At 56.1% G+C, this 24,740-nt stretch carries 29 protein-coding genes and 1 pseudogene; 14 read left to right on the top strand and 16 right to left on the bottom strand.

Annotated features, from left to right (window positions below; genetic code table 11):
* Window position 1 precedes the first annotated feature (1 nt).
* A complete protein-coding gene (locus GVO84_RS10775) occupies window positions 2–460 on the top strand; it encodes a DMT family transporter (RefSeq protein WP_159514100.1) in 459 nt (152 codons plus the stop codon).
* On the opposite strand, the gene GVO84_RS10770 is transcribed toward GVO84_RS10775, so the two are convergent.
* The 8 genes from GVO84_RS10770 to GVO84_RS10735 are packed head-to-tail and all read right to left on the bottom strand — an operon-like array spanning window position 457 to window position 6,340.
* Window positions 457–990: a DUF3833 domain-containing protein gene (locus tag GVO84_RS10770; protein ID WP_159514099.1), complete on the bottom strand. Its 534-nt coding sequence runs from the start codon at window positions 988–990 to the stop codon at window positions 457–459. The two genes, GVO84_RS10775 and GVO84_RS10770, sit on opposite strands and share 4 nt — an antisense overlap.
* Entirely contained in the window at window positions 987–1,508 is a 522-nt protein-coding gene (locus tag GVO84_RS10765; protein ID WP_159514098.1) for a hypothetical protein, read from the bottom strand. Before GVO84_RS10765 ends, GVO84_RS10770 begins: the two co-directional genes overlap by 4 nt.
* A complete protein-coding gene (locus GVO84_RS10760) occupies window positions 1,505–1,990 on the bottom strand; it encodes a DUF2878 domain-containing protein (protein ID WP_159514097.1) in 486 nt (161 codons plus the stop codon). Before GVO84_RS10760 ends, GVO84_RS10765 begins: the two co-directional genes overlap by 4 nt.
* Window positions 1,987–3,207, bottom strand: coding sequence for an SAM-dependent methyltransferase (locus GVO84_RS10755; RefSeq protein WP_159514096.1), 1,221 nt, complete (start codon window positions 3,205–3,207; stop codon window positions 1,987–1,989). Before GVO84_RS10755 ends, GVO84_RS10760 begins: the two co-directional genes overlap by 4 nt.
* Window positions 3,204–3,926, bottom strand: coding sequence for a DUF1365 domain-containing protein (locus GVO84_RS10750; RefSeq protein WP_159514095.1), 723 nt, complete (start codon window positions 3,924–3,926; stop codon window positions 3,204–3,206). Before GVO84_RS10750 ends, GVO84_RS10755 begins: the two co-directional genes overlap by 4 nt.
* 1 nt (window position 3,927) lies before the next feature.
* Window positions 3,928–5,193, bottom strand: coding sequence for an NAD(P)/FAD-dependent oxidoreductase (locus GVO84_RS10745; protein ID WP_159514094.1), 1,266 nt, complete (start codon window positions 5,191–5,193; stop codon window positions 3,928–3,930).
* Window positions 5,190–5,909, bottom strand: coding sequence for an SDR family NAD(P)-dependent oxidoreductase (locus GVO84_RS10740; protein ID WP_159514093.1), 720 nt, complete (start codon window positions 5,907–5,909; stop codon window positions 5,190–5,192). The genes GVO84_RS10745 and GVO84_RS10740 overlap by 4 nt, the downstream gene beginning before the upstream one ends.
* Complete coding sequence (locus tag GVO84_RS10735) at window positions 5,906–6,340, bottom strand: nuclear transport factor 2 family protein (RefSeq protein ID WP_159514092.1); 435 nt, start codon at window positions 6,338–6,340, stop codon at window positions 5,906–5,908. The genes GVO84_RS10740 and GVO84_RS10735 overlap by 4 nt, the downstream gene beginning before the upstream one ends.
* Window positions 6,341–6,596: 256 nt before the next feature.
* Here GVO84_RS10735 and GVO84_RS10730 point away from each other — a divergent pair, with 256 nt between their 5' ends.
* Window positions 6,597–6,794 carry a hypothetical protein gene (locus tag GVO84_RS10730; RefSeq protein WP_024908361.1) on the top strand — a complete coding sequence of 66 codons (198 nt, stop codon included), beginning with the start codon at window positions 6,597–6,599 and terminating at the stop codon, window positions 6,792–6,794.
* A gap of 1 nt (window position 6,795) precedes the next feature.
* On the top strand, window positions 6,796–7,578 hold the full coding sequence (locus GVO84_RS10725; protein WP_121423637.1) for a hypothetical protein: 783 nt from the start codon (window positions 6,796–6,798) through the stop codon (window positions 7,576–7,578).
* Here GVO84_RS10725 and GVO84_RS10720 read toward each other — a convergent pair.
* From GVO84_RS10720 to GVO84_RS10705, 4 genes are all read right to left on the bottom strand, one after another.
* Entirely contained in the window at window positions 7,559–8,071 is a 513-nt protein-coding gene (locus GVO84_RS10720) for a GNAT family N-acetyltransferase (protein WP_121423636.1), read from the bottom strand. The genes GVO84_RS10725 and GVO84_RS10720 overlap by 20 nt on opposite strands.
* 402 nt (window positions 8,072–8,473) lie before the next feature.
* Window positions 8,474–9,304, bottom strand: a complete 831-nt coding sequence (locus GVO84_RS10715) for an oxidoreductase (protein WP_121423635.1) — start codon at window positions 9,302–9,304, stop codon at window positions 8,474–8,476.
* A gap of 116 nt (window positions 9,305–9,420) precedes the next feature.
* Window positions 9,421–10,428 (bottom strand): AraC family transcriptional regulator, encoded by a 1,008-nt coding sequence (locus tag GVO84_RS10710; RefSeq protein WP_159514091.1) that lies wholly within the window; start codon window positions 10,426–10,428, stop codon window positions 9,421–9,423.
* Between the two features lie 82 nt (window positions 10,429–10,510).
* Window positions 10,511–11,095, bottom strand: coding sequence for a TetR/AcrR family transcriptional regulator (locus GVO84_RS10705; protein WP_159514090.1), 585 nt, complete (start codon window positions 11,093–11,095; stop codon window positions 10,511–10,513).
* Between the two features lie 103 nt (window positions 11,096–11,198).
* On the opposite strand from GVO84_RS10705, the gene GVO84_RS10700 reads away from it, so the two are divergent.
* A complete protein-coding gene (locus tag GVO84_RS10700; protein ID WP_159514089.1) occupies window positions 11,199–11,666 on the top strand; it encodes a DUF1348 family protein in 468 nt (155 codons plus the stop codon).
* Between the two features lie 39 nt (window positions 11,667–11,705).
* On the opposite strand, the gene GVO84_RS10695 is transcribed toward GVO84_RS10700, so the two are convergent.
* On the bottom strand, window positions 11,706–12,245 hold the full coding sequence (locus GVO84_RS10695; RefSeq protein ID WP_159514088.1) for an ester cyclase: 540 nt from the start codon (window positions 12,243–12,245) through the stop codon (window positions 11,706–11,708).
* Window positions 12,246–12,264: 19 nt separating this feature from the next.
* Window positions 12,265–13,388, bottom strand: a pseudogene (locus GVO84_RS10690) (alkene reductase).
* 99 nt (window positions 13,389–13,487) lie between these two features.
* Here GVO84_RS10690 and GVO84_RS10685 point away from each other — a divergent pair.
* The 3 genes from GVO84_RS10685 to GVO84_RS10675 all read left to right on the top strand — a co-directional run bounded on the left by GVO84_RS10685 (window position 13,488) and on the right by GVO84_RS10675 (window position 15,513).
* Window positions 13,488–14,399, top strand: a complete 912-nt coding sequence (locus GVO84_RS10685) for a LysR family transcriptional regulator (protein ID WP_159514087.1) — start codon at window positions 13,488–13,490, stop codon at window positions 14,397–14,399.
* Window positions 14,400–14,456: 57 nt separating this feature from the next.
* Window positions 14,457–15,056, top strand: coding sequence for an HAD-IB family phosphatase (locus GVO84_RS10680; protein ID WP_159514086.1), 600 nt, complete (start codon window positions 14,457–14,459; stop codon window positions 15,054–15,056).
* A gap of 142 nt (window positions 15,057–15,198) precedes the next feature.
* Window positions 15,199–15,513, top strand: coding sequence for a PTS sugar transporter subunit IIB (locus tag GVO84_RS10675; protein WP_121423628.1), 315 nt, complete (start codon window positions 15,199–15,201; stop codon window positions 15,511–15,513).
* 44 nt (window positions 15,514–15,557) lie between these two features.
* Here the strand turns inward: GVO84_RS10675 and GVO84_RS10670 are convergent, their stop codons facing one another.
* On the bottom strand, window positions 15,558–15,926 hold the full coding sequence (locus GVO84_RS10670) for a MerR family transcriptional regulator (RefSeq protein WP_159514085.1): 369 nt from the start codon (window positions 15,924–15,926) through the stop codon (window positions 15,558–15,560).
* A gap of 96 nt (window positions 15,927–16,022) precedes the next feature.
* Here GVO84_RS10670 and GVO84_RS10665 point away from each other — a divergent pair, with 96 nt between their 5' ends.
* The 7 genes from GVO84_RS10665 to GVO84_RS10635 all read left to right on the top strand — a co-directional run bounded on the left by GVO84_RS10665 (window position 16,023) and on the right by GVO84_RS10635 (window position 24,057).
* On the top strand, window positions 16,023–16,817 hold the full coding sequence (locus GVO84_RS10665) for an SDR family NAD(P)-dependent oxidoreductase (RefSeq protein WP_159514084.1): 795 nt from the start codon (window positions 16,023–16,025) through the stop codon (window positions 16,815–16,817).
* A 208-nt stretch (window positions 16,818–17,025) separates the two neighbouring features.
* Complete coding sequence (locus GVO84_RS10660; RefSeq protein WP_121423627.1) at window positions 17,026–17,640, top strand: TetR/AcrR family transcriptional regulator; 615 nt, start codon at window positions 17,026–17,028, stop codon at window positions 17,638–17,640.
* 74 nt (window positions 17,641–17,714) lie between these two features.
* Complete coding sequence (locus GVO84_RS10655; RefSeq protein ID WP_159514083.1) at window positions 17,715–18,824, top strand: efflux RND transporter periplasmic adaptor subunit; 1,110 nt, start codon at window positions 17,715–17,717, stop codon at window positions 18,822–18,824.
* A complete protein-coding gene (locus GVO84_RS10650; RefSeq protein ID WP_159514082.1) occupies window positions 18,821–21,910 on the top strand; it encodes an efflux RND transporter permease subunit in 3,090 nt (1,029 codons plus the stop codon). The genes GVO84_RS10655 and GVO84_RS10650 overlap by 4 nt, the downstream gene beginning before the upstream one ends.
* 34 nt (window positions 21,911–21,944) lie before the next feature.
* Complete coding sequence (locus GVO84_RS10645; protein WP_121423624.1) at window positions 21,945–22,538, top strand: TetR/AcrR family transcriptional regulator; 594 nt, start codon at window positions 21,945–21,947, stop codon at window positions 22,536–22,538.
* A gap of 73 nt (window positions 22,539–22,611) precedes the next feature.
* On the top strand, window positions 22,612–23,211 hold the full coding sequence (locus GVO84_RS10640) for an NAD(P)H-dependent oxidoreductase (RefSeq protein WP_159514081.1): 600 nt from the start codon (window positions 22,612–22,614) through the stop codon (window positions 23,209–23,211).
* A gap of 303 nt (window positions 23,212–23,514) precedes the next feature.
* Window positions 23,515–24,057, top strand: a complete 543-nt coding sequence (locus GVO84_RS10635) for a cysteine hydrolase family protein (protein WP_159514080.1) — start codon at window positions 23,515–23,517, stop codon at window positions 24,055–24,057.
* 67 nt (window positions 24,058–24,124) lie between these two features.
* Here GVO84_RS10635 and GVO84_RS10630 read toward each other — a convergent pair whose 3' ends face one another.
* Complete coding sequence (locus tag GVO84_RS10630) at window positions 24,125–24,601, bottom strand: WbuC family cupin fold metalloprotein (protein WP_014883727.1); 477 nt, start codon at window positions 24,599–24,601, stop codon at window positions 24,125–24,127.
* Between the last annotated feature and the right edge of the window lie 139 nt (window positions 24,602–24,740).

Raw genomic sequence — 24,740 nt, 5'->3', positions numbered from 1 at the left:
TATGACACTGATGATGATTCTTCTGGCCGTGTGTGGCGGCGCAACGCTGAGCGTACAGGCAGCAATTAACGGGCAGCTCGGCAGCAGCGTGGGCGTTTTCAAGAGCGCGTTTCTGACGTTTTCCGTCGGCGCGCTGGTGACCGCCCTGCTCATTTTCTTCTTTGAGCCTAAGCAGGCGGTCACGCTGCTGGACGTGCCGAAATGGCAGCTCCTCGGGGCGATGTTTGGCGTGCCCTATATCGTGATAATGGTGCTCGCCGTACAGCGCATCGGCACCGCCGTCGCCACGGTGGCGGTGATATTCGGCCAGCTCGCCATGAGTATGCTGATTGATAACTTTGGCTGGCTGGGCAATCCCGCCATTCCGTTTTCACCGAGCCGTCTGAGCGCGGTGGTGTGCCTGGGGATTGCCCTGTACTTCATCTACTCCAGCAGCAAAACCGGCAGCGTCCGCGACTAAGCTGAGGTCTTACGGGTAAAGAACAGCGTCACCGTGGCGACGGTGACGCCAAATTTCTTCATCTCGGTTTTGTTAAACAGATGGGTCTCATCCTGCAAATACATCCAGTCGTCGAAGTTCAGCAGCCAGGTGCTGCCGTTGGCCGTCACGTCCATGCTGTAATGCCAGTTGAAGGCGTTGCCTGCGGCCTGTCCCGTGGCAACCCCTTCAATATCCCCTGCCGTTCCCTCATAGCGATCGTTACCCACGCGGCGAATATGCCAGACCCGCTGCTGCTTCTCGCCATCGTCGTAGACAAAGTGCTCATTGAGCGTCAGCGTATCGCCGATAACGTCCCCGGCAATCTCAACGTGGAAACGGCGGATCTGCTTACCGCTGCGATCCTGCACCATCCCCCACGCTTCGGTTTTGCCCTGGAAGTAGTGGAAGATATCAAGCCGCGGCTGCTGCTGGCGATACTCGGCCACCTCCGTGCTACAGCCCGCCAGCAGCATCGTGAATGCCAGCGCCATCATCAGGATACGTTTCATTTTTGGCCTCCAATTAACTGCTGACGCAGCTCAGGATATTGCGTGCGGGGATCGAGCCAGATGGCCAGAAAACGGGTGCTGAACGCTTCCGACTGGCGTGGTCCGAGTGGAATAAAGGAGGTTTGCGCCGCTGACGCGCGGTACCAGAACTGCCCCTGCTTATCGTTGAGAACAAACGCCAGCTGTGAACCCGGTCGGACATCCGGCCACAGGGACTGGAGCATCCGCAGCCAGGCTTCGCTTTGCGGTTCCTGTGCCAGGATCCCCTGCGCCTGCCACTGGTCGCGGGTCGCCTCAACCAGTTCATCGCGATCGATGTCGCGCGCATAGGTAATAATCAGCGCCTGATCCTGGTCCCGGCTGTAACGGCCATCCGGAGTGCGCAGCTGGGAGGTATAGACGGTGAAAGGTCCCCAGGTGAGCGTGGCGTCCCCCACCTTCCGCCAGGAAAGCCAGTCGGCGGCCTGGGCAGCAGGCACAACCAGCGTCAGCCAAAGCAGCAAAACCGCAGCTCTCATTTTTGTCTCCCCATCAGCAGGTGGAAAAACAGCATCAACACCAGCCAGCCCGGTGCCATCCAGCTCACGACGATAAAGGTCGGCTCCAGAAACGTAATTCCCCCCAGCCGCTCGCCAAACAGATAAGCCACCGGCCCCCCCACGGCGGCCAGCAGGGTCAGCAGCCAGCCGGGTAACGTGGTGGTGCGCGTCAGCTGCGTCCAGACCGTGGCGAACATCAGCCACAGTGCCACCATCCATAACGGCATCAGGGACTCGCCGGTGAAGGCAATCAGCCCGGTCAGGGCCCAGAGGGCGTCCAGCAGGCTGCCCGCCGCAGCCAGCCCAATAGCGTAAAAACGGTATGCAGGCGGCAAGAGCAGGCACGCCAGGATCGCCAGCGCGAGCCAGATAATCAGGCCCTGTTCGCGAAAGAGCACCACCAGCGCCCAGTAAAGATCGAACGCGACGGCCAGCAGGAAGACCTGAAAATACCGTCTCATACGCGCTCGGCGGTCAGCTGCACCACGCTGATGGTGCGAGCGTTAAACCCGGCTTCGCAGTAGCCGAAGTAGTACAGCCACATGCGGCGGAACCGTTCATCGAAGCCGAGCTTTTCAATCTCCTGCCAGGCGTGGACAAAGCGCTGCCGCCAGTGGGCCAGCGTGCGGGCGTAGTCGGGGCCCATGTCGAAGAGGTTGCGCACCACGAAATCGGTGTGGCGCGTCATCAGCTCGTTCATCGCGGTAATGCTCGGCAAGAAACCGCCGGGAAAAATGTAGCGCTGGATAAAATCGACGCTTTTGCTGTAGTCGCGATAGCGCTGGTCCTGAATGGTAATGGCCTGAATTGCCATCCGTCCTCCGGGGCGCAGCCGCGCCTGGCAGGTGCGGAAGAACGTCGGCAGATAGCGTTGCCCGACGGCCTCAATCATCTCTATTGAGACCAGCTTGTCGTACTGTCCGGTGAGGTCGCGATAGTCGCAGAGCAGTACCTCAACGCGATCCTGCAACCCGGCGCGGGCGATCCGCTCGGTCGCCCAGATATACTGCTCCTGCGATAGCGTGGTAGTCGTTACCCGACAGCCATAATGGCGGGCGGCGTATTCCGCCATCGCGCCCCAGCCGGTGCCAATTTCCAGCAGGTGGTCACCCGGGCTTAGCGCGAGCTGGTCACACAGGCGCGCCATTTTGGCCTGCTGGGCCGCCGTCAGATCCTGCTCGTCAGCGGTAAACAGCGCGCTGGAATAGAGCAGCTCCTTATCCAGAAAATGGGCATAAAAGGTATTGCCCAGATCGTAATGGGCGGCAATATTTTCGCGCGCTTTCAGGCGGGAGTTACGCCGCGTCCAGTGGCGTAACCGCTCCAGCGGCCTGCCGATCAGGCGGAACCCGTTTTCCAGACGACCGAGCACCTCGCCGTTGATCGCCAGCAGCTCCAGAAGCGGCGTGAGATGTGCGGTTTCCCACTCGCCGTCCATCCAGGCTTCTGCCGCAGCAAGGCTCCCGCCCGTTAAGACGCGCCAGTAGACGCCGGGCGTGAGGATCTGCACGTCGGCATGCAGCGCGGAGGATGCTTCGCCAAAATGAAAGGTCTGTGCCCCTTCACGCAGGGTGAGCGAGCCGCCGCGAATGCCACTTAACAGACGAAACAGCAGCCATCGCGCGAGGCGGACGTTGCGCGGGATATCGGGTTCTAACGCAAAGACGGGATCGGTCATGAGCGTTCACTCCTGCTGACGGGGTGGTTATACAGCGGCACGCGCTTGAGCCACAGGCGCAGCGCCTGCCAGTAAATGGCAAAAACGGTTTTCAGGGTCATGAGCGGGATGCGCAGCAACAACGAGCGCAGCGCGGGGCGCGTCAACGGCTTCCGGCGCAGCGCGAGCGTGGCGTCAAAGACCTTCGCTTCCTGATGATTTTCGATGTGCATATGCAGCGTGTTATCCGGGTCGTTAAAGCGCCAGTGGTAGATCATGTCCATCGGGTTGAAGGGGGAAACGTGAAACGCTTTTTCCGTGGGCTGCGCATCCTGTCCGTTGACGGCATAGTAATGACGTTCATTCCAGGGCGTGTTGCGAACCTCCGCAAGCACCCAGCGCAGCGTTCCCTGACCGTCGTAGCAGTAGTAAAAGTTGACCGGATTGAAATGAAAGCCGAAATAGCGCAGCTGCGTCAGAAGCATGACCCGCCCGTCCGGGCGTTCTCCGGTCAGGCTCTCCAGCCTGCTCAGCACGTTTACTTTGAGCGGCGCACCGAGCGGGTAGTCCACGTCGTGGAACGAGGCGGCGGCAAAGCGATTGCGCCGCACGCCGACGGACGACAGCAGCGGCAGTTCATCCAGATCCAGCCAGGCCATAAAGACGCTGTAGCTGAATTCGTGGGTTTTCGGCTGGAGGCGGCGGTGGCGTAAGACGCCGTGGTAGAGGCAGCTGTTCATCTCAGTTCCCCTCTCCGGACGCGGACGCTATCGCATTGACCACGTCCAGCGCGCTGCGCACGCCATCTTCATGAAAACCGTTGTACCACCAGGCCCCGCAGTACCAGCTCCGGTTATGACCGTTAATCTCGCCGCGCCGCGCCTGCGCCCGCCAGCTTTGCGGGTTAAACAGCGGGTGTTCATAGACAAAGCGTTGCAGAACGAAGCGTTCGTCTACCGGCGCGTCTGGATTTAGGGTGACGCAGAACAGCGGACTGCCCGCAGGCAGCCCCTGCAGGATGTTCATGTTGTAGGTGACGCAGGCGCTGGCCTGTTCCTGCGCGCTCAGGCGGTAGTTCCAGCTGGCCCACGCGCGCTGCCGCACCGGCAGCCAGCGCGGATCGCTGTGTAAAACGACCTCGTTGCGCTGCCAGCCGATATCCCCCAGCACCTCGCGCTCCGCGGGCGTTGGGTCATCAAGCATCGCCAGCGCGCTGGCGGAGTGGCAGGCAAAAATCACCCGATCGAAGGTCTGGCTGCCGTTTTCGAGCTGAAGCGTAACCCCGTGCGCGTGGCGGCTTACCCGCTGCACCGGCGCGTTCAGGTGCAGCTTCAGGCGGTCACCCAATTTTTCCATCATCGCGCGGATATACTCCCGCGAGCCGCCCGGCACCACGTACCACTGCGGGCGCTGGGTGATATCCAGCAGGCCGTGGTGGTGGAAGAAGCGCAAAAAGAGCGGCAGCGGGAAACGCTTTATCTCCTGCAGCGACGATGACCAGATGGCGGCCCCCATCGGCAGAATGTAGTGGCGCGCGAAAAACGGCGTGAAGCCGTGCTGTTCCAGAAACGTCTGCAGCGTGGCGTTCGGGTCCACCTCCCCGTCCAGCGCCTGTTTCGCCAGACGATTGAAGCGGACGATCTCCCCGAGCAGCCGCCAGAATGCCGGATTCACCAGGTTTCGGCGCTGGGCAAACAGCGACGTCAGGGTGTGTCCGTTGTACTCCAGCCCCGTCGCCGGGTTGTGCACCGAAAAGCTCATCTGCGTTTTTTGCCCGCTGATGCCCAGCTCGCTGAGCAGGCCCATAAAGCGCGGATAGGTGCGGTCGTTGTAGACGATAAACCCGGTATCGATCGCGTATGTGCCCTGTGGCGTCGTCACGTCAACCGTTGCGGTATGGCCGCCGGGCGTGGCGCCCGCTTCAAACAAAGTCACCTGATGGTGTCCGGCCAGGCGCCAGGCGCAGGTTAGCCCGGCAATGCCGCTGCCGATAATCGCAATGTTCATGAACGCACCATCCTGCGCAGCAGCGCGCGCTGTAAAAACGCGGGCAGCCCGGAGAGCAACCGCAAAATAAAGCCGAACCCGTCAGGAAACGCGATATGCATTTTCCCTGCCGCCAGCCCGGTACGGATCGCCCTTACCGCCTCATCGACGCTCACCCTGCCCGGCATGGCAAAATCGTTTTTGCGCGTCAGCGGCGTGTCAACAAAGCCCGGGGAGACCACCGTCACGGCTATCCCTTTTGGCTCCCAGTCCAGCCGCAGACTTTCGGCAAACCAGCTCAGGGCCGCTTTGGACGCGCCGTAGGCCTCTGCCCGTGGGAAAGGCAGCCAGTGGGCCATCGAGCTCACCAGCACCACGCGGTTGCCGGCAGCCAGCTGCGGCTGCAGCGCGTCAAGGCAGTTCACCGGGCCGAGGAAATTTGTCGCCATAACCCGCTCTACCAGCGCCGCATCCACCACGCCCTGCTCGAGGTATTCGCAGGTACCGGCGCAGAGAATAATCAGATCGGCGTAGCTGCCGGTCAGCGCCTGGCGACAGGCGTCCCTGTCTGTCATATCGAACAGGCGAACGGTAAGATTAGGGCAGGTCTGATGCAGCGCCTCAAGACGCGCCGGATCGCGTCCACAGGCAATCACGTGGTAGCCGTCTGCGGCAAAGGATTTCGCCAGGCCAGCACCGATGCCCGAGCTTGCCCCGGTAATCAGCACCGTCTTCATGATTTGACCCTCCGCTTCACGCCGCGCACCGCCCAGCCAAGCAGAGGAAGATGTTCGTAGATCATCTCTCCCGCATCGTAGTAGTCGCGCTGGTGCGTGATGAGATCGTTTTCCGTCTGCACTACCGAACATCCCGGCAGTTCGAGCGGCTCTCCCCCGGCAATGCGCGGGTGCGACCAGTGCATCACCCAGGTGACAACAAACCGGCTGCCGCTGCACAGGGGTGAATCGATGGTAAAACGGCAATGCTCAACGTTAGCCAGCAGATGGGTGAAATAGCGCTGAAGCGCGAAAATCCCGTCATGCTCGCCAAACGGATCGATAAGCGTGGCATTCGAATGGTAAAGCCCCACCAGCGCGGAAGGCGGCTGGCTATCCAGTGCGGTGTAGTACTCAACAAACCGACTCACGACAGAGGGCAAAGTGCTCATGGGTCACATCCTGGCTGTAAACAACGTGGCGTAATCGCATAATTAAAACTTACACAATTAACGTTATTTGTCCAAGTTTGTGATGATCTATTTTTTATTTTGACTATATATCAATAGTTTAAAGTCGTGCAAAAGAGTGGGTTTTGTAGGCCAGGTAAGGCGCAGCCGCCACCCGGCTATAACTTTCAGGATATCCTTAAGGCAAACTCGCCGCTCTTCTTCCAGGCTTATCCTTTTTATTCATAAGGATGCCCTCGTGAAACGTTTCTTTCTCTCCCTTTTCTCCAGCCCGGAATCCTTACTGCAGGTGATGAGCCAGCAGGAAATCATTGAAGCCGTCGAAGATGGCGATCGCATCATTATCGACCAGGACGGGAACGCCTCGGTGAACTACAAAAGCAACGAGGTGCGGCAGGACTTTCTGCGTCACGTCAACACGCTGAAGAGGGCCTGATATGGGAACGGCGATATTTATGGTGCTGATGGTATGCGGGTACTGGTACACCAGCCGCGACCTGTCGACCCGCTTTAAAATCAAGCGCTCATTTGGCTGGGACGTCTATTTCCTTGTGGCGCTGTACGGCTGTATTTTCGTTCTGCAGGGCGTGATTGCCACCGGTCTGCTCTGGCTGCTCCTGCTCGCCCTCTCTGCCGCCAACAACGCTTTTCACTTTGCCTCACCGAAATATACCGACTGGCAAATCGACTTTATGAACTGGAGCTTTTTAGGCATTCAGGCGCCGGTGGTCGTGATGCTGGCGTTTGCCATCCTGTTTTGCCTCTACCGCTCTAACTGGGCAGGCAGCGCCAGGCTGGACGGCGAAAGCCGGAAGAAGCTCTACAAACGTCTGGCGCAGTCGAGCGGTATCGAACAACTGCTGTACCAGTGTATGGAGCAAGGCGAACTGGCGCAGGTCACGCTTCGTTCCAGGCGGATTTACGTCGGTATGATCCACACCGCAACGCTGGAATATGAAAAAACGGCCAATATCGTGCTGATCCCGATGTTAAGCGGGTACAGAGACGCGAAGACGATGAACTTTCGCATCGAGAATAACTACAGCAAGTGGTATGCGGAGCATGACATCACGCTCGACTCTGAACCCCGCAGCGCCATGTCATTCCGGAAGGTGATTTTACTCAATCAGATTGAGAGCCTCTCACTGTTCGATCCTGCCAGCGCCAGCGCGCTGTCGCTGGCCCAGCATGACGCGCTTTCTAAAGAGGCATCCCCATAATCCTGATAATGCTCTGCTGTGAAGCGGTTTCGAAAAGGACGTTCTTAACGCAGAGCATGCCCTGCTTCTGGTAGAACCGGTACGCTCCCGCGTTCTGCTCCAGCACTTCCAGCCAGAGATAGTCTTTTCCCCTGCTCCGGGCCATGTCGGTGATGCTGTTGAACATCACCTGACCATGGTTCTTGCCGGTCTCGGCGGGATCGAGGTAGAGCTTGTTGAGGAGAACGCCCTTCTTGTCCGTTTCTGGGATCCTGGCTTCCCATGTCACTTTCATGAATCCCACTGGCCGATCGGTCTCGGCAACATACCAGGAAACAGCGTTATCTTTCAGGCTCTGTCCAAGTACGGAAAGCGCGTACTCGCCGTGCAGAAAGTCCTTCATCTCTGCCTCTGACACCCACAGATGCTGAAAATGGGCGGGGTAAATGCGGTATCCAAGTTCGCTTAAGAGCGTTGAATCGGCCCCGGTGGCCTGTCGAATTCGAAGAGTCATGGAAGGTATCCTTACTAACCCGCTTTACGTGTGATGCCGCGCGAAACGAGAAAGACAAAAAACAGTTAAATTCTTGCGACATATATTATTGTGGTGAACAACGTTAAGTACAGCCCGCGGGTGATGGATCTCGCCCTGACACACCAAAACGGGTGGGTGAAAACTCTCACCCGTTCGCGCTAGTCTGGCTGTGAAGAATGGAAGGTCAGGACTCGCGATTAGAACGTATGGAAATTATTTTGATGCGGCATGGGATCATCAATCGGTTTATTGCAAAAGAACCGATCGCACCAGGCTGGAAAGAACAGACTCGTCCGGGTAAGGGGTACTGGGGAGCGGGTGTTTACAGCGTTGTGTAGCGACACATGCGGAGCCGAGGGTTTTTAATCCTCGGCGCTCGGGTCATCGAGTCTGGCTAAGAATAATGCGATCGAACAGACGGTCACCCAACCAGACGCGCATGCCGATGAGCATCCTGGCATACTTGCCGGCTGCATAGCGCGTACGCGGATGAGGACTTTTAACGGCGCGGGCAACCACGTCCGCAATCACCTTCGGGTCGCTGCCCCTGCCATTCCCATAAGCATTTTTGACCGAGTTCGCCACGTTCCCCACCAGATGACCATACGGGCCACTTGCTGAACGTTTGACAAAATTGCCGCTGACCACATCGCCAAAGCCTGTCTCGATTAAACCCGGTTCAACAATCACAACCTTAATGCCAAATTCAGCCACTTCAAGACGCAGACAGTCAGACCATCCCTCGAGCGCATGTTTCGTTGCGTGATACCAGGCTCCCAGAGGGGTGTAAATTTTCCCTCCTATCGAAGTGATGTTGATAATGTAGCCACTGCGTCTGGCGCGCATGGTCGGGAGCAGCAGCTGCGTAAGGCGGGCCGCACCAAACACGTTAACTTCAAACTGATAGCGAGCTTCATCAATACCGATCTCTTCTACCGGTCCGTAGAGCCCAAAACCCGCATTGTTGACCAGTACGTCAACCCCACCCGTTTGCGACGCGATGGTTTCCACCGCAGCCAAAATGTCTTCATCACGTGAGATATCCATCCGCAGAGGGCGCGCGCCAAGCTGGGCGAGATCGTTCATTTTTTCAACGCTACGGGCAGCAGCGTAAACCTGATAGCCATCCTGAATAAGACGACGGGCGATGACTTTGCCCATACCTGACGATGCACCGGTGACCAGCGCGGTTTTCTTGTCCTGAGTAAACATAAATACCTCGGTGAGTAGACTGTCGTTAGTTTGCCCTCACTCGGCCCCGCGTTAACTAGCGTATCGCGCCATATGACTCGCAAACTGCGCCATCATAGCGATAGATATGCCCGGATTTACTCAAGACGCATGGCTGTCCTGGCCGCTTCAGGAGTCTGGCCCGTCCAGGTCATAAATGCGCGATAGAATGAGTTAGGATCTTCGAAACCCAGTAAAAATGCGATCTCATACCCGGAAAGACGCGTATTGCGAAGATAATGACGGGCCAGGTGTTCACGACACGCGTTGACAAGGTTGCGAAAATTATCCCCTTCCTGCTCAAGCCTGCGCTGCAGCGTGCGTTTGCTCATTCCCAGGCGCTCCGCCGCTTTTTCAATTGTCGCTTCGTTACCGGGAATAAGTTCCAGGAGTACCGCACGAACGCGCTCGGCGGTTGAAGCCTGTTCATTTAACTGACCGAGACGACGCTGCAGTTCCGGTTCAAATACCTGCCACATCCCCTCATTTACCGTTAAAAAGGGCCGAAGCGCATCGGCTGCGGAAAAGCTGATGGCAGGCTGTTCTCCGTATTGCACGTCAGTACCAAAGAAACGCGAAAAGTGGCTGTTCTGAACCGCTGACGGTAGCGCAGAAACGGAGATCCGTAAGGGGTTAACCGGTTCGCGGGTCCCCAGCCGCAAAAGCCTGAGCAGGAAACCCAGCTCTGCCACCTGCAGAAACGGCGGGAGTTCTGTCGCAAAAAGCCAGCGTGGTGAAACGGTAAGGTTGCCGTTTTGGTCGACCGTTGTCTCCAGAACCATGGGAGCAATAAGCTGTTTATATCTGGCCAGTCGCTGGACAGCCTGCATCATATTGCTACTGCACAGTGCGGCAAAAAGTGGCGGATCAAACACATCCGCAGAGATCAACTCAATGAGCGGGACGGGAAAGGCAGGATCGTTCGTTTCGGCCTCTAGCGCGTTCCAGAAGCGGATGTATTCATCCGTATCGAGTCCACGCGCTTTTTGCAAAAAGAGATCGTCAGGTAATCCTGCCCTGCGGAGAATGCGTTCTGGCTCAAGCCCCGCGTCTTTCAGCAGCGTTTTCCAGCTTATATCGAGGGCGAAAGTACGGTTATAGGCCATTTGCTCATTCCCGGTGTGAAGGTTATTCAACGCTAAGTGTTGTTGTGTTGCGAGAGTTTGTCAGTCGTCGCAGGTATAAACATTATTTGCCCACTAATAACGCTGCGGCTAATGCCCTCTTCAACGAATTGATGACATCATCCGTATCCATGCCCATTTGCGCATGAATAATTGCACCGTCAATGAGCAGCATAATCTCATTGACGACGCGCTCATCCGCGATCTTCATCAGCGATACAATAATTTTCTTTGTTTCACATTTATGATTGCGGCAAATCTCTTTTATTTCGCTTTCAATATCTTCCGATTTTGCCTCTGCGCTGGCGTTAATAAACGCGCAGCCGTGGAACTCGGGCGAAACAAACCATTCATAAAGCGTTGAAGATATCGCATCAGCAGGTATTTCGCCTTTATCGAGATGTCGACGCAGCGTGGCCTCAAACCAGTTAATCCATATTTCATGCCGATAGTGCAAATAGGCGAGAATAAGCAAGCTCTTACTCGGGAAATGGCGATAGAAAGTCACCTTGGTCACTTTAGACGCTTTAATCAGCGTATCCACCCCCGTCGCCCTGAAGCCCGTGGAATAAAACAGATCGTGCGCCGTAAGTAATATCTTATCTCTGACGCTGATTTTTGTATCGTTCACTGCGGGTTCTGTTTTCACTTTTGGGTAGCCTCAAAAAGAATGTTGACAGCGTTATTTTACAGGCATAGATTACCGCAAGTAGACAGACCTGTCTACATCATATAACGCTGAGGTAATTGCAATGAACACACGTCCTCCTTTACCGCCCTTCACGCGTGAAAGCGCCATCGAAAAAGTCAGACTGGCAGAAGATGGCTGGAACAGCCGCGACCCGGCGAAAGTCGCGCTTGCCTATACGCTGGATACCCAGTGGCGCAACCGCGCTGAGTTCGCCACCAACCGTGAAGAGGCCCAGGCGTTCCTGGAGCGGAAATGGAAAAAAGAGCTGGACTATCGTCTGATTAAAGAGCTCTGGGCATTTACGGATAACCGGATCGCGGTGCGCTATGCCTATGAATGGCATGATGATTCCGGCAACTGGTTCCGCTCGTATGGCAATGAAAACTGGGAGTTTGAGCCTGACGGACTGATGAAGCACCGCTTTGCCTGCGTAAACGATATGCCGATAAAAGAATCCGAGCGTCTGTTCCACTGGCCGCTGGGCAGACGCCCGGACGATCACCCCTCACTGAGCGATCTTGGCTTATAGGATTTTCGCATCACTCCGGGCCGCCCCGGAGTGGTGAATTTACAGTGCGCCCAGCTGTTTCATCAGCGTCAGGTTGTCCTCAATATGCCAGTTAGCCACAATCTTACCGTCAGCGATCTCATAAATATCCGTGGCGATAAAATCTATTTTTTGCCCCTTTCCTTTCAGCTTGCCAAATGTCCCGGTGAAGGTACCGTGAAAATGTAAATGCGAAACCACGCGATTGCCTGAAATAATCATTTGTTCAACGTCACAGCGCAAATCAGGCACGGCGGCACGAAACGCCCGGGAGGCTAAAATAGCGCCTTCAGGACCTTGCTTACGACCTTCTGGGGGCGTCTTATCGATGAAATTCACCGCCAGCGCATCACGCGCCAGGGACTCTTCTCCCGTATTCCAGAAGGTTGCATATTCTCTGGCAGCATTTTCATTCACCTTTAATTGCGCCTGTGAAAGGCTCTTATCAATAATAAGCTGTTTCGGCTGCAGAAATTCCAACTGCGCCGAAAATACGGTACCGGATAGACCTGTAAGAATAAGCATCGCGACAGCTGAACGAATACACGTCGTATATTTCATGATATCTCTCAATAATTTATCAGGATAACTGCAAATCGTTATTTTGAACGTTATATGATGGGTAATCGGTATATCCCGTGGCGGTGCCGCCAAACAGCGTGGCGGGGTCGCGTACCTGGGCAAGAGGCAGCTGGTGCGCCAGCCGGTGGGGTAAATCCGGGTTGGCAATAAACGGCCGTCCGAAGGCAATCAAATCGGCATAGCTGGCGGCAAGGATCTTTTCCGCTTTTTCACGGTCATAGTTCCCCGCGACGATAAGGGTTCCGCTAAACGTGTCGCGAAGCGATTGACGGAACTGTTCAGGTACCTGCGGCGCATCGTCCCAGTCGGCTTCCGCCAGGTGGATGAACGCAATGCCTTGTTGTTCACACCAGGCCGCGAGAGCGAGTATGGCTTCCGTCACCTGCGGATCGTTCATCCCGCGCTGGGTGATAAACGGGGAAAGGCGGATGCCCGTACGCTCGGGGCCAATGGCCTCCGCAATCGCAGTTAACACCTCCTGAGCAAAGCGGATCCGGTTCGCCAGCGTGCCGCCGTACTCGTCCGTGCGTTTGTTGGAGGTTTGACGCAGGAACTGGTCGATCAGATAGCCGTTTCCACCGTGAACCTCCACGCCGTCAAAACCGGCCTGAACGGCATTCAGTGCCGCCTGACGATAGTCCGCGATGATGCTGTAAATATCCTTGCGCGAGAGCGTTCTCGGCTGCGGGCAGTCAACCATTTGGCCTTCTCCCTGCTCATTCACCACCCACACCTGCGCGTCCGGCGCCAGCGCTGACGGCGCAACGGGCTGACCATCCTGATGAAAACGGGCGTGCGACATTCGCCCCACGTGCCAGATCTGAGCAAAAATCACCCCGCCCGCCTGATGCACGGCGCCCGTGGTGAGCTGCCATCCTGAAACCTGCTCAGGCGAATGGATGCCCGGCGTCCATGAGTATCCTTGCCTTGAGGCGAAATCTGCGTGGCTTCCGTGATGATTAATCCAGCGCTGGCCCGCTGCCGGTAATACTCCGCCATCAGCGCGGAGGGAATATTTCCCGGTTGCAGGGAGCGCGCGCGGGTCATCGGCGCCATGACGATACGATTTTTGAGGTCCTGCTGACCCAGCCTGTAGCGTTCAAAAAGTGAGGTACGTTGCATGTTTTCACCCCTTATGGTTTTGATGAAATCACTTTACAGGCGGCATCTGGGTTTGATAATTACGCTAAAAGCAGATGCACTTTTCGGAAAATATGAATAATGGGCAAACTCGAAGACATGGCACTACTGGTTGAAGTGGCCGAGGCCGGCGGTCTTTCTGCCGCCGGACGACGCCTGTCGCTTTCCCCCGCCACCATGACGGCCAGGCTGAAGGCGATTGAGGAGCGTTACCAGACCCGCCTGTTTCACCGCTCAACGCGGTCCATCACGCTGACCCGCGCCGGAGAAGAGTTTTACCATGCCGCACTGCGCGTGCTGGAGGAAGTGCATCACGCCGAGTCGCTATTAACGCAAAAAGAAGGCGTGCTCAGCGGCAACATTCGCCTTTCTGCGCCCTCGGACTTTGGCAGACAGTATCTCAGCCCCGCCGTCGTGGAATTCTCCCGACGCCATCCTGAGGTTAAATTTTTCATCTCATTAAGAGAACACGTTGAGGACCTGGTCGCTAACCGGCTGGATATGAGCGTGCGTTTCGGCAACCTGCCGGACAGCAGTCTTGTCGTCAGAAACATCCGTCCGAACCATCGGGTACTGGTCGCCTCCGGGGAGTATCTTAACGAGCGCGGAATCCCCTCCACGTTTGCAGATTTAACCCGTCACCGGTGCCTGGCGCTTGAGTCTCAAGGCGTGGTGATGAACGAATGGCGCTTTGAAACCAGTGGCGAGGAAAGCATTGTTCGCGTAGAGCCTGCCATGGTGTGCGACGACGGGGCATTGCTTCGCCAGTGGGCTCTCAGCGGGGCTGGCATCGCGGGGAAATCGTGGTGGGACGTCAAAGACGATGTTGAAACCGGAAGGCTCGCGGTGCTGTTTGCCGACAGCTTCACCGGCTTTAGCCGATACGATCGCAAAGATGTCGGGCTGCAGTTTGTTTACCCGCAGCGTAAACTGCAGCCGCTTCAGGTCACGGCGTTTAGCCAGTTTTTTCTCGACTGGTTAAAAAAACAATAATCCAATAAACAGTGATACACTCGCACGATACAACTCATTATCCCGTCTGAACGGCTTATGACTACAAATATTGCTTTTTTCGACTTCGATGGAACGATAACGTTTTCCGACAGCTTCACCCCGTTTATTTATCGTTCTGTTGATGAAAAAACGCTACGGCGTGGAAAGCTGCGCCTTCTTCCCTACATCCTCGCCTATAAAATGGGCGCGTTATCGGGATCGGTTTTACGAAAAAAAGTGGTAAGAATAGCGTTAGCTGGCAAATCTGAAGCTGAATTAAAAAACGCCGGGCTTTTCTACAGTAAAACCGAAATTCCTGCCCTGTTGCGGGAGGATGCCATGAAAAAAATCAGATGGCACAAGTCTCAAGGGGATACGGTGGTGGTGGTCTCAGCCTCGCTTGATTTATACCTCAAACCCTGGTGCGAGCAGAATGGTCTGGAACTCATATGCAGTGAGGTGGCATTTTCAGGTGGAAAAGTAACCGGAAAATACAAAAAGGGTGATTGCAGCGCCCGCTTAAAAAAAACGAAGATAATTGATAATTATGATTTATCTTCCTACAACGTCATCTATGCCTATGGCGATACGAAGGAAGATTTAGACATGCTCTCGCTTGCCTCGAAAAAATTTTATCAGTGGAAAGAAATGTCCTGATCCCACCATGACGTATCAGAAAAAAATCATAATAAGAGGCCTAAGGCGGCAATAATGATTTTGTCACCAAAATAAGAGATAGCGCGCATTTCGGTGACAAACTCAGGACTACTCTGTGAGCGGTTTTCAGGAGGTACAAAATATGAAAAAGCTTCTGATATGCTGTTTGTTTGGTAATACCGCAAACTCTCTCGCCAAAAAGATGCAGTCTCTGGCAGAACGCGAAGGCTATCCGCTGATGATTAGCGCCGTTGGGCTGGATAACTTCGCCAGTGTCGCTCCCGCTTTCGATGGTTTCCTCGTCGCGCCGCACATTCAGTACAAACTCGATGAGATAAAAGAAACGGTGGGTAATACGCGATCAATCGCCATTATTGAGAGCCTGCCCTATGCGTCCCTGGACGCGAAGAAAGTGTTGAATTTCGTGAAGGAAAAGATGCCTGAACTGGCTGCCTGATAGATAAGGCCGCATCGGTTTTGCGGCCTCCTCTCACCCGCCAATCAAAACGTGTCGACACAAGGCTGGCCGACCTTGCTAAGGGCGTTTTTCAGTCTGGCTCTAAGCTCAATTAACGCCGCTTCTTTCTCTTCTAGCTGCTGCAGCTTGCGGCGCAGGGAGGTTTTTTTTTGCTCAGCGGTAAAGTTGTCGTCAACCCAGACAGCTAAAACCTCTGAAATCTCGGCTAAGGTAAAGCCCAGCATTTTGGCATGCTTGATCATGTTTAAACGCTGTAAATCGACGGCGGAATAAACCTTGTAGTTATTGCTGCGATTGGGCTGCGGGATATTTTCTAATAGCCCCTGCCGCTCATAGTAACGCACCGTCTCTTTCGACAATCCCGTTTTCGCACACAGTTCACCAATTCGCATCGCGTCGCCCTCACCTTGTAAAAATCACGCTTGACCGTGTACCTAAGTGCACGGTTTATCCTGTGCAGCATACATTAGGGAAACGGGATTAAACATATGAATTCTTTTGATTATACAGGAAAAACAGCGCTGGTTACCGGAGCGTCTTCTGGCATTGGTCGTGATTTCGCCAGGCAGCTCGCTGCCCGCGGCGCGGCAGTGATCCTGGTCGCCCGCTCCGAGCCAAAGCTGCAGGTGCTTGCCGCCGAGTTGGTCAGAAAGCATGGCGTATCCATCACGATCATTGTGCAGGATTTAGTGAAACCGCAAGCCATTCCCCACATTGTGGAACGGCTTGAAACCTTAAGACGCGTCCCTGACATTCTGATCAACTGCGCCGGTTTCGCCACCTATGGGCCATTCGAAAAGCTGTCGATCGACAGGCAGCGTGATGAGATAAACGTGAACTGCCTGGCCCCCGTGGAGCTGACTCACGCCCTGCTGCCGGGAATGCTGCAGCAGGGCTCCGGGGTAATTATTAATGTTGCCTCAACGGCCGCGATGCAGCCGGATCCCTATATGGCGATTTATGGCGCAACCAAAGCCTTCCTGCTCTCGTTTTCGAATGCGCTGTGGGGAGAGTATCGCTCAAAGGGTATCCGCGTCCTGGCGCTTTGCCCCGGCGCAACGGATACGGCCTTTTTTGATGTAGTGAATGCAGAGGAAGCCTCGGTAGGCAAAAGAATGCCCGCTGACAAGGTGGTTACCCTGGCGCTGAAGGCCGTGGAGAATAACCGTAGCTACCTGATTACCGGATGCGGTAACTGGCTTCTGGGGCAGCTACACCGGTTCGTGACGCGCAGGCGTCTGGTGCTTATCGTTGAAAAAATATTGCGTCCACGTTCGGCTTAAGCAAAAACGGCTCTGTTCAGCGCAAGGGAGTTGCGCTGAAACCCTCCCTTATTGCAGACAGATAGATGCCATAGTGCACGAAAAACAGTGATACACTTACCCCACCTGGTTGATCGTCCCGTCTGAACGGCGCATGATGAATGACGGTAACCAAAATACGAAATGGTCACTCGTTGTTAATCGTAGCCTGTCACGCTAAGCTTAAATAATGACTAAAAATATGAATCCCCCATCATCACGTGGTCCACTTGACCACGCTGTCAGAGAGCAAATCGTCGAAGCCGCTTTTGAGCACTTCGGTCACTACGGCTATGAAAAAACCACCGTCGCCGAGCTGGCTAAATCCATCGGTTTTTCAAAGTCCTACATTTATAAATTTTTCGACTCCAAACAGGCCATCGGCGAGGTGATCTGCGCTAACCGCCTGGAGCTGATCATGGCGGCGGTGCTTTCCGCCATAGAGGATGCGCCTTCAGCAAGCGAAAGATTACGCCGCCTTTTCAAAGCGCTCACCGAGGCGGGAAGCGAGCTGTTTTTCCACGACCGTAAGCTATACGACATTGCCGCCGTCGCCGCGCAGGAGCAGTGGCCGTCAACCCAAAAGTATAGTGAAAGCCTGATGAAGCTGATTGAGAGCATCATTATCGAAGGCAGGCAGGCCGGCGAGTTTGAAAGAAAAACGCCGCTGGATGAGGTTACCGGTGCCGTCTACATGGTGATGTGCCCTTACATTAATCCCGTTCAGCTGCAGTACAACCTCGAAATGGCCCCCACGGCGGCAGTGCTGCTCTCTTCACTGATTTTAAGAAGCCTGGCCCCCTAATTTGTGACCATTGACAATTTTGGTCACTAGTCAGAGAATGCGGATACCGTCCTGTTACGTCAAAAAGGTTTCCCATGCTCAGGCTCATTTCAGCCCGCGTTGCCGTTTGTCTCCTGCCGTTTGCCCTGGTGGCGTGCGGCGATATTTCCGCGAGTGACGATCCGCGCACAAAGCCACCGCTCGTCAGATCCGCATCCGTCGAGCTTGCGAACAATACCTCCCGCGCCTTCACGGGCGTGGTGGTCGCAAGAACGCAAAGCGATTTGGGTTTCAGAGTTCAGGGAAAAATCCTAGAGCGACTGGTTGATACGGGTCAGACCGTCAAACAGGGTCAGCCCTTGCTGCGCCTGGATCCGGTTGACCTGAAATTACAGGCCCAGGCGCAGCAGCGCGCGGTGGATGCAGCCCAGGCGCGCGCGCGAAAAGCCTCCAGCGATGAGGCACGCTATCGCGGTCTCGTGGCGTCCGGTGCCGTATCCGCCTCGGAGTATGACCAGATCAAAGCGGCGGCCGATACGGCCAGGGCCGATCTCAGCGCCGCCCGGGCGCAGGCCAGCGTGGCGCAAAACGCCACGGGCTATGCCGTACTGCTGGCGGATTCCGACGGCGTGGTCATGGAGACGCTCGCCGAGCCGGGTCAGGTCGTCAGTGCCGGACAGGTGACGATCAGGCTCGCCAGAGCGGGACAGCGTGAAGCGCTCGTGCAGCTTCCGGAAACCCTGCGCCCTGCCGTCGGCAGCGAAGCGCAGGCCACACTTTATGGCAATGAAGAACACCCGGTCACCGCAAGGCTGCGCCTGCTGTCTGACTCGGCCGAAGCCACGACCCGCACGTATGAAGCCCGTTACGTGCTGGATGGCCTGCTGGCGAACGCGCCGCTGGGGGCGACCGTCACGCTGAACATTCAGGATAATAAAGCGGAAGGTCAGATCATGCAGGTCCCGCTGGCCTCACTCTATGATGCAGGAAAAGGTCCCGGCGTCTGGCGCATTTCCGCCCAGCCGGCAAAGGTCGCATGGACGCCCGTCAAGGTGCTGAGCGTGGGTGAAGATGCGGTGCAGATCACGGGCGGGGTGAAGCCCGGTGAGAAGATTGTTGCGTTAGGCGCACATCTTCTGCACGAAGGTGAGGTCGTCAGGCTTGCTAAACAACGCACTGCCGCCCTGGCGGAGAACACACCATGAGCGGAAGCCGCTTCAACCTGTCAGCGCTGGCCGTCCGCGAACGTTCCATCACGCTGTTTCTGATCGTTCTGGTCACGATTGCCGGAATTTATGCCTTCTTTGGGCTCGGGCGCGCGGAAGATCCGCCCTTCACGGTAAAGCAAATGACGGTGATAACCGTCTGGCCGGGCGCCACCGCGCAGGAGATCCAGGATCAGGTCGCCGAGCCGCTGGAAAAGCGCCTGCAGGAACTCAAATGGTATGACCGTACCGAAACCTATACCCGTCCTGGCATGGCGTTTATCACGTTGTCATTGCAGGACAAGACCCCGCCTGCCGAAGTGCAGGAGGAGTTCTATCAGGCGCGTAAGAAGCTTGGAGATGAATCGCAGCGTCTTCCGGCGGGCGTCATCGGCCCGATGATCAATGACGAATTCTCGGATGTCACCTTTGCCCTCTTTGCCCTGAAAGCGAAAGGCGAACCGCAGCGGCAGCTGGTACGTGATGCCGAAGGCCTGCGCCAGCAGCTTCTGCACGTCCCCGGCGTGAAGAAAGTGAACATTATCGGCGAACAGGCCGAGCGGATTTATATCTCCTTCTCCCATGACCGTCTGGCGACGATAGGGCTCTCACCCCAGGATATTTTCAATGCCCTCAACAGCCAGAACGCGCTAGCCGCGGCGGGTTCCATTGAGACCCGAGGCGCGCAAATTTTTATCCGCCTGGACGGCGCGTTCGATGAACTGCAGAAAATCCGCGATACGCCTTTTGTGGCCCAAGGCAAAACGCTCAAGCTGTCCGATGTGGCGACGGTTGAACGGGGCTACGAAGATCCCCCGACGATGCTCATACGTAATCAGCATGAACCCGCCCTTCTGCTGGGCATCGTGATGCGCGAAGGCTGGAATGGTCTCGCGCTGGGTAAAGCGCTGGATGCGGAAACGGCAAAAATAAATGATAGCCTGCCGCTTGGCATGTCCCTGACCAAGGTCACCGATCAGTCCGTGAATATTCGCTCGTCGGTCGATGAGTTCATGATTAAGTTCTTCGTCGCCCTGCTTGTGGTCATGGTGGTGTGTTTTGTCAGCATGGGCTGGCGCGTGGGGGTGGTGGTTGCGGCGGCGGTCCCGCTGACGCTGGCGGTCGTTTTCGTGGTGATGGAAGCCGCGGGAATAAACTTCGACCGCGTCACGCTGGGCTCCCTGATCCTCGCCCTCGGGCTGCTGGTTGACGATGCCATTATCGCCATCGAAATGATGGTGGTGAAAATGGAGGAAGGTTACGACAGAATCAAAGCCTCGGCCTTCGCCTGGAGCCATACCGCCGCGCCCATGCTGGCCGGAACCCTGGTGACGGCCATTGGCTTTATGCCGAATGGTTTTGCCCAGTCGACCGCCGGGGAATACACCAGCAATATGTTCTGGATTGTCGGCCTGGCTCTGATTGCATCGTGGTTTGTCGCGGTGGTGTTCACGCCCTATCTTGGGGTGAAGATCCTGCCGGCAATCCCCAAAGTCGAAGGGGGTCATGCCGCCATCTATAACACGCCTCGCTATAACCGTTTTCGCCAGCTGCTTGCCCGCGTTATCGCCAGAAAATGGCGGGTGGCCGGGTCAGTGGTCGCCATTTTCATCCTGGCCGTGCTCGGCATGGGTCTGGTAAAAAAACAATTTTTCCCGACCTCCGACCGCCCGGAAGTACTGGTTGAGGTGCAGATGCCCTACGGTACCTCGATTGAGCAAACCAGCGCCGCAGCCGAAAAAATAGAAGCGTGGCTGGGCCAGCAGCCCGAAGCCAAAATTGTCACTGCTTATATTGGTCAGGGTTCGCCTCGCTTTTATCTGGCGATGGCGCCTGAACTGCCCGACCCGTCTTTTGCGAAAATCGTGATCCTGACGGACAGCGAGACGTCTCGCGAGGCGCTTAAGCTCCGGCTGAGAGACGCTGTCGCCAACGGTCTTGCGCCCGAAGCGCGCGTGCGTGTCACGCAACTGGTGTTTGGCCCTTACTCGCCCTTCCCGGTTGCATGGCGCGTGTCGGGTCCGGATGTCGAACAGGTGCATGACATCGCTGATAAGGTGAAAGCCGTGCTTCAGGCAAGTCCGTTGTTGAGAACCGTCAACACTGACTGGGGCTCACGCGTTCCCGTATTGCATTTCACCCTCGATCAAAACCGCCTGCAGGCGACCGGATTAACCTCCAGTGCCGTTGCCGAGCAGCTTCAGTTCCTGCTGTCTGGCGTGCCCGTCACCTCCGTGCGGGAAGATATTCGCTCGGTAGAGGTGATTGGCCGCGCGGCGGGCGATATCCGTCTTGATCCGGCAAAAATAGAGGGCTTTACCCTTGTCGGCAATGCGGGACAGCGCGTTCCGCTGTCTCAAATCGGCAAGATTGAGATCGGTATGGAAGATCCGATCCTGCGCCGTCGCGATCGCACGCCGACGATAACCGTTCGGGGCGATATCGCTAACAATCTTCAGCCACCGGACGTGTCGGTCGCCATCATGAAGCAGCTCCAGCCGATTGTTGATGCGCTGCCGGCCGGGTACCGAATCGACATGGCGGGTTCGATTGAGGAATCGGGTAAAGCCACACAGGCAATGATTCCGCTGTTCCCGATCATGATTGCCCTGACGCTGCTGATCATCATTTTGCAGGTGCGCTCAATCTCGGCAATGGTTATGGTGTTCCTAACCGCGCCCCTGGGGCTGATTGGCGTGGTGCCCGTGCTGTTGATTTTTAATCAGCCGTTTGGCATCAACGCGCTGGTCGGTTTGATCGCCCTTTCCGGCATTCTTATGCGCAATACGCTGATCCTGATCGGTCAAATCGATCATAACCAGAAGGAGGGTCTAGAGCCGTTCCAGGCGGTGGTTGAAGCGACGGTCCAGCGCGCACGCCCGGTCCTTCTGACCGCCATGGCTGCCGTGCTGGCGTTCATTCCCCTGACGCATTCGGTGTTCTGGGGCACGCTGGCCTGGACGCTGATAGGCGGAACGCTGGGCGGGACGATCGTCACCCTCGTCTTCCTGCCCGCGATGTATGCGATCTGGTTCCGGATCCGCCCAGCGGAACAACGCGTGCTGCACCCCACAGAAAACGTGTAAACTACCATGAGTAGATAACACATCTGAGGAAAGCATGGTTGTTAAGCGCTTAAGAAAAGAGGACCGCCGCGTGCAGCTGCTGGAGGTTGCACGCGGAATTGTTCGTCAGCAAGGCACGGAGGCGTTGACGCTTGGCTACCTGGCCGAACGGGCCAACGTGACCAAGCCTATCCCCTACGACCACTTTGGCGATCGTGAAGGATTGCTGATGGCGTTGTACCAGGACTATAGCGATCGGCAGCTGACGAAATTCCGCGAGACGCTGACGGTCGACAGCAAAACGCTTGAGAAGACGATCCGCTTTTTCAGCGCCGCCTATATCGACTGCGCCATTACCGCCGGGCCTGAAACCGGGCCAATCGCAGCGGCGCTGTCCGGGTCCCACGCGTTGCAGACGTTTCGTGAGGCATGCGTGGCAGAATGTGCCGACTGCCTGCGTACCGCGCTTTCCCCTTTTGTCACGCTGAAAGGCGTTCAGGGGGAAGCGGCACTGACGGCCATTATTGGCGCGGCGGACGCGCTCAGCACCGCCGCAGGCAACGGCGTGCTCGCCCGAAATGTTGCGGAAGATACGCTCAGCGGCGCCATGACCGGCGTGCTGGAGACCTACGTGAATAGCACAAAATGATCGCTTTGGGCGGATTGACACCTAAGTTACCAATAGTAATATAGGCGTCAGTTCTCACCCATTCGAGGTCGCTATGTCTGCTACAAATGCCATTAATAACGCACTGATCGTGACGGCTCACCCTGTCGACAATTCGTTATCCCATTCGCTGGCTGCCCGCATTGCCGGGAAATTACGCGAGCAAGGTACGCAGGTTGAGATTGCCGATCTGCATGCTGAAGGGTTTAATCCGGCCATGTCTCGTCCCGACCTTGATTTGTATCACGGCGATCCGAGCGCCCTTCCCGACGATATTCTGCGCGAGCAGCAGCGCGTCGAGCGAGCGGATATGCTGGTGTTTGTCTTCCCCGTGTACTGGTGGTCTGTTCCCGCGCTGTTGAAAGGCTGGTTCGATCGCGTATTAACCCTGAACTGGGCGTATAAGGTGGCCGACGATGGCCGGATTGTGGGCAGCTTACGTGATGTTCCCGTCCGCCTGATTGCCACCGGCGGCAGCGATCTCAGCGGATTCGACAAACACGGCTATTCGACGGCGATTCAGACGCAGATTATCGAAGGCGTGTTTGGCTTCTGCGGGTTGAAGAACGTTAAGCTCGATATCCTTTACCAGGCAGACACGGCGACGCCTGAGCAGGTTGAGGATTTCCTGCAAAGCCTCGGCAGTATTAAATAATATCGGCCAGTGAACTTCATATAATCCAGGCGCAACGCTATCGTTGGACCTACTGATGTTAGTGTATTGAAGAGAATCTCTCACCAGCGTTATAACTGGACGAGATAGTTACGCTAACAACGAAATAAACAAAGGTTATCGCATGGTTAAGTCAGTTCAGCCAACAACCACCCTCACCACCACCGACACCTTCGGCGGCGTGGGCGTATCTGTAGCGAACGACTGACAGACAGAACCTCAACCCCCGCCAGCCTGGACGGGGAAATATCTCTCCGTTCACCACCCTCTGAATGGAGAAAGAAAATGGTTTCATCTGACAATGTACTCTTAATCATCGACATGCAGCAGGGCCTCTTCCGGGGCCCGATTTCCCCCAGTTCCGCCGATGCCGTTCTGGCAAATATCCGTTTATTAATAGCCAACGCGCGGCACGCGCAGGTGCCCGTCTTTTTTGCCCGCCATATCGGGCCAGACGACTCCCCCTTCTCAGAGAAGGGTCCCTTAACACAGCTGATACCGGAGCTGGACGTGAAGGACCATGATGTTGTTTTCACAAAGCGCTATCCCAGCTGTTTTCGGGATACCGAATTGCTGCGTGAACTGAATCAGAGAGGCATCAAACAGCTGGTCATTGCCGGGATGAAAACAGAATTTTGTGTCGACACCACCTGCCGGGCCGCGCCGGAGCTGGGTTTCAGGACGGTATTGATTTCAGATGCGCATACCACAATGGATAATGCACATTTATCCGCCAATGACATCATTGCGCATCACAACAGCACGCTGGCCGGTCCGTTCGTGACGCTCTCGACTGCCAGCGACTGGCATTTTAATAAGGTCAGTTGAGTTGGCGGGATCGCCTCTCTCTCTTTTCCGGCGCGCCTTTCCGCGCGCCGGGCACATGAGAAATGAATTACAGAGTAAAACCACCGTCACCCACTTGCGCCTGGGCGTACCATTTCATCAGTTCCGCACTACCGGGCGCGTTCTCAGCCGGTGACCATGGGGCGGTATCGTGCTCCGGAACAGGCTGGTAGCCGCCGTGTTTTACCTCAAAAATGACGCCGCCTTTATCCAGCGACAGCACGGCATGCCAGGTACCGGCATCCATCTCCAGCACTTTGCAGTCTTCACCTAGCACCACGCGCTGGGTCACGTTACCGCTGTCATCAAAATTCAGCACCAGAAAGCGACCGCTCAGAGCGGTTAGCAGTTCAAACGTGTGCGGGTGGCGATGGGGGCGGACATAGGTGCCGGGCTCCATCGCGATGGCCAGGCGCTGCACCGGGTCGCTCAGCTCAGGATGTAAATTGCGATGCGCGCGTAAGCGAGGAGAATTGGCAGCCTGCTCGCTTTGTTGCTGCAGGTCACTGAACGTAATTTGTTTCATATACACCTTTGTTAATGGGGTCAGCGGGCGGCAACCCGATTGCCGCAAGACGTTATACCATTCTGAACCGTCGATGAGCGATGGCATTTGTGAAACAAATCGCTGCAACGTGAGGATGTGCGTGATTGCACTCCAAATC

It is taken from the genome of Enterobacter sp. SM3 (genome assembly GCF_009811935.2).
GTDB lineage: Bacteria > Pseudomonadota > Gammaproteobacteria > Enterobacterales > Enterobacteriaceae > Enterobacter > Enterobacter asburiae_D.
This window is presented reverse-complemented; position numbering and strand designations above follow the sequence as displayed.